At 71.0% G+C, this 3709-nt stretch carries 4 protein-coding genes and 1 pseudogene; 2 read left to right on the top strand and 3 right to left on the bottom strand.

Translation table 11 applies throughout. From position 1 onward, the window contains the following. Together ACRDSQ_RS06225 and ACRDSQ_RS06230 are read left to right on the top strand one after the other, a co-directional pair. Positions 1 to 201 (top strand): annotated as a pseudogene (locus tag ACRDSQ_RS06225) (hypothetical protein); the annotation flags it as partial. Next, complete coding sequence (locus ACRDSQ_RS06230) at positions 198 to 950, top strand: ESX secretion-associated protein EspG (protein WP_431419582.1); 753 nt, start codon at positions 198 to 200, stop codon at positions 948 to 950. The pseudogene ACRDSQ_RS06225 and the gene ACRDSQ_RS06230, both read left to right, overlap by 4 nt. Here the strand turns inward: ACRDSQ_RS06230 and ACRDSQ_RS06235 are convergent, their stop codons facing one another. The 3 genes from ACRDSQ_RS06235 to ACRDSQ_RS06245 form a co-directional block, all read right to left on the bottom strand. Beyond that, positions 951 to 1829, bottom strand: a complete 879-nt coding sequence (locus ACRDSQ_RS06235) for an alpha/beta hydrolase (RefSeq protein WP_431419584.1) — start codon at positions 1827 to 1829, stop codon at positions 951 to 953. Between the two features lie 169 nt (positions 1830 to 1998). After that, positions 1999 to 3180, bottom strand: a complete 1182-nt coding sequence (locus tag ACRDSQ_RS06240) for a CaiB/BaiF CoA transferase family protein (RefSeq protein ID WP_431419586.1) — start codon at positions 3178 to 3180, stop codon at positions 1999 to 2001. Next, the coding region (locus ACRDSQ_RS06245; protein WP_431419588.1) for a formate dehydrogenase accessory sulfurtransferase FdhD at positions 3177 to 3709 on the bottom strand (533 nt) is incomplete at its 5' end. The genes ACRDSQ_RS06240 and ACRDSQ_RS06245, both read right to left, overlap by 4 nt.

The following is a 3709-nucleotide window of genomic DNA, read 5'->3' on the forward strand; positions in this document are numbered from 1 at the left end:
GCCCGTGGCGGTGCGGGCGGCCCAGGCGCGGGTGCGGGGCGCGGCGGCGCGGCGGGCGCGGGTGGCATGGGGGGTGGCGGCTCACGCGGTCAAGGCGATGAGGACACCGAACACACGAGCCCCTCCTACCTCGTGGAGGCCGACCCCGATGACGTGTTCGGCACCGACGAGATCACCGCGCCCCCGGTGATCGGCGGATGATCACCTCCTTCGACCTGTCCTTCACCGCGATCGACATCCTGTCGCAGGGTTTGGGCGTCAACACCAGGGTGTTCCCGTTCCAGATTCCCAGTGTCGGGCGGGAAATCGCCGATCGGATTCGCATCGCGGGTGCGGTCCGCGACGACATGACCAGGCGCGGCCTGGTGCGGCGCGGGGATCTCGAACCGGAGGTGGAGCATTCGCTGCGACTGCTGGCCGACCCGGAGATCGCGGTCGCGGTGCTCGGGACGACGAACAGGGGCGCGCTGCACGCGCGGGCATCACTGGCGGGCCGTGACGGTGTCATCGTCGTCCGCGACAACCAGATCCTGCGGTTCACCCTGGTCCGCGCGGAAGCGGTGATCACCAGTGTGGTCGCGCTGCTGCCCGCCGCCCGGCCGGGACCGGGCCAGTCCGTGAGCATCACCCGCCCCGCCGTCGTGCCCCCGCCCGACTCGGATGGAGGGTTCCAGAGCGCCGTGCGTCCCCCGCGCTCCAGTTCGGACGCCCAGCTGCGCATGGCCGGGGACATCCTGCGCCGACCGCGGCTAGGCGACGGCTATTTCGTTGTCAGCAAAGGGAAACAGCGAGCGCCGGGGCTGTCGTGGCTCGACACGGATGCTGGCCGCTATCTCGGCTTGGCGCGCACCGATGACCGTGGCGACACCCACGTGACGTACTTCCCCGGCGATGGCGCGCGCATCGCCCACAATCTGGGGGACCTGGTCGAGCGCCTGCGCCGGGGATGATCAGGTTTTGCGGTTCGCGCTCGGAACATGTCGACCGAGGAAGCCCAAGACATCCGGAACGATCCGCCGGTAGAAGCCGTCCCCATGCCCGCCCGGCCCTGTGTACCCGACCTCAGGCGATGCGAGCCGAATGAACTTTCGGGTTCCCTCGATGAAGTGGTCCTCAGTTCCACACCACACGCCAACAGGGACGTGGCCCAGCTTCTCCACGTTCCGGAGCGGGTCCAGCGAAGCCCATTCCTGGGTGCTCTTGAACGCCCGCCGGGTACTCATCTCGCGCCAGGACATCAGCAGTCCGGGGGAGATCGCGGCGACCGCGGACAGTGGAGCACGCATTTCTTCGCGCCGGCGCGCATAAAGCAAAGCCCCGAATCCGCCCATGGACACCCCCGCACACGCGAACGGTGTTCCCGTGGCGTCCCCAAGGCCGCGGGCGCGCAGCCACCGGGGAACCTCGTCAAGCAACATCGCCATCGCGTTGTCGCCGACCCGGTTCTCGTGCCAGTAGTTGTTGCCGCCGTCCACGGCGATGAAGCCGAACGGCGGCAGGGTCCCATGGGCGACTCCGCGGGTCAGCGCGGTGGGCAGGCCGGTGGGGGCGGCGTGGCGGGCGCTGCCGTGGAGGCCGTGCAGGAGCACGCACATCGGCAGGTTCTTGGTCGGCAGCTGCGCGGGCAGGATGGTCACGACGTCGACGTCCTGGCCGCGGGCCGCCGAGTACACCCGGTCGGTGTGCACCACCGGGTCCGGCGCGGCCCCGCTGGTCACGAGGTCCAGCCACGGCAGCGACCCGGAGACCACCCCGGTCGTCGCGAGACCAGCTGCCCCCGCGATCAGCAGTGAGCGCCTGCTGATCCTCGGTCTTCCCCCGTCCCCCATGCGTCCCCCTCCGACGGACAGCCGTTCTCTCCCCTTAGACGTACCAAGTCGGCCATCCGGTGGCCTTTCAGACGCCTTCGATCACCCCATCGTGAGGGTGAACTTGAACGTTTCCGCGTTCACTGCTCCGAGGATGCACCAAGATCACCACGGACCGGCAACAAGATCGTTAACCGATCACCGACCGCGACCGCAGCGCGTCGACCTTCGATGTCGGGTAGCCGAGCCAGTCGAGGACTGTGTCGGTGTGTTCTCCCAGCGTCGGGACGGGTGCCGCGGCCCAGGTCCAGGCGTCGGCGTCGACCGGTGGACGCAGCATCGGGACCGAGCCGCCCGGTACCTCGACGGTCGACCAGCGTTCGCGGGCGACCAGTTGGGGGTGCGATGTCAGCTCGGTCACACCGCGTGTCCGCGCGGCCGGGATGTCGGCGGCGTCCAGGGCGGCCAGCAGGGTGTCGGCGTCGACGGCGTCGAAGGAGGGCTGAAGTTCGGCGTGCAGGTCGACCCGGTGGGCGACCCGGTCGGACACGGTCCGGTAGCGCGGGTGGTCGGCCAGTTCGGGCCGCCCGATGACCGAGCCGCACAGCCGCCGCCACTGCCCGTCGTTCTGCACGGCCAGGTGGACCGCGCCGCCGTCCCCGCAGGCGAACGGCCCGTACGGGGAGATGGTCGGGTGGTGCGCGCCGTGTCTGCCGGGCGACTGGCCGGTGCCGTGCGCGTACAGCGCGGGCTGGTGCATCCACTCGGCGAGCGCCTCCATCAGCGTCAGCCGCAGCGTCGCGCCTTCACCGGTCCGCCCCCGCCGCACCAGCGCTGCCAGCACGGCGGCGTGCAGTTGGACGCCCGCGGCGATGTCGGCAACGGAGATCCCGGCCCGCGCCATCGACGGCCCGTCGCCGGTCGTCGCGACCAGCCCGGTCTCGGACTGGATGAGCGCGTCGAACGCCTTGCGCTCCCCGTACGGCCCGCCCTCGCCGTAGGACGACAGTTCGGCGGCGACCAACCGAGGATGCCGCGACCGCACGGCGTCGGCGGCGAGTCCGAGCCGCCGGGCCGCGCCGGGGGAGAGGTTGCACATCACCACGTCGGCGCGCGAGATCAGCTCCTCGACGATCGCCAGCCCGTCGGCCTGTTTGAGGTCGACGGTCACCGACTCCTTGCCGACGTTGGTCCACGCGAAGTAGCTCGACACGTCGCCGCACGAGCTGTCGTAGTGGCGGGCGAAGTCGCCGGACCCCGGCCGCTCGATCTTGATCACCCGCGCGCCCAGGTCGGCCAGCAGTCGGGTCGCGTAGGGCACTGCCACCGCCTGCTCCAGGCTGACCACGACCATCCCGTCGAGCGGCTTCACTTGATCCGCCCGACGCCCGCGTACACATTCATGGCCGAGCCGCGCAGGAAACCGATCAACGTCATGCCCTGCTCGTCGGCCAGGTCCGCCGCCAGCGACGACGGCGCCGACACGGCCGCGAGCATCGGCACCCCGGCCATCGCCGCCTTCTGCACCAGCTCGAACGAGGCGCGCCCCGACACCATCAACACTGTGCCCGCTGCGGGCACCCGCTTCTCCAGCAACGCCCAGCCCAGCGTCTTGTCGACCGCGTTGTGCCGCCCCACGTCCTCGCGCGCCACCAGCAGCTCGCCCTCGGCGGTGAACAGGCCCGCCGCGTGCAGCCCGCCGGTGGAGTCGAACAGCCGCTGGGCCTCCCGGAGCGTGTCGGGCAGGCTCGACAGGACGGCGGGCGTGACGGTGACCAGGTCGGCGTGGGGCGGGAAGCGGGTGGTCAGCCGCACGGCGTCGAGGGCGGCCTTGCCGCACACCCCGCACGACGACGTGGTGTAGAAGTTGCGCTCCACCCCGACGTCGGGCGGCGCCACAC

Origin of the sequence: Actinokineospora sp. (assembly GCF_050699995.1) — a bacterium.
GTDB lineage: Bacteria > Actinomycetota > Actinomycetes > Mycobacteriales > Pseudonocardiaceae > Actinokineospora.

Excerpts from the sequence above, each read along its gene's own strand:
- ACRDSQ_RS06230 (WP_431419582.1), top strand. The coding sequence starts at position 198 with ATGATCACCTCCTTCGACCTGTCCTTCACCGCGATCGACATCCTGTCG.
- ACRDSQ_RS06235 (WP_431419584.1), bottom strand. The coding sequence starts at position 1,829 with ATGGGGGACGGGGGAAGACCGAGGATCAGCAGGCGCTCACTGCTGATC.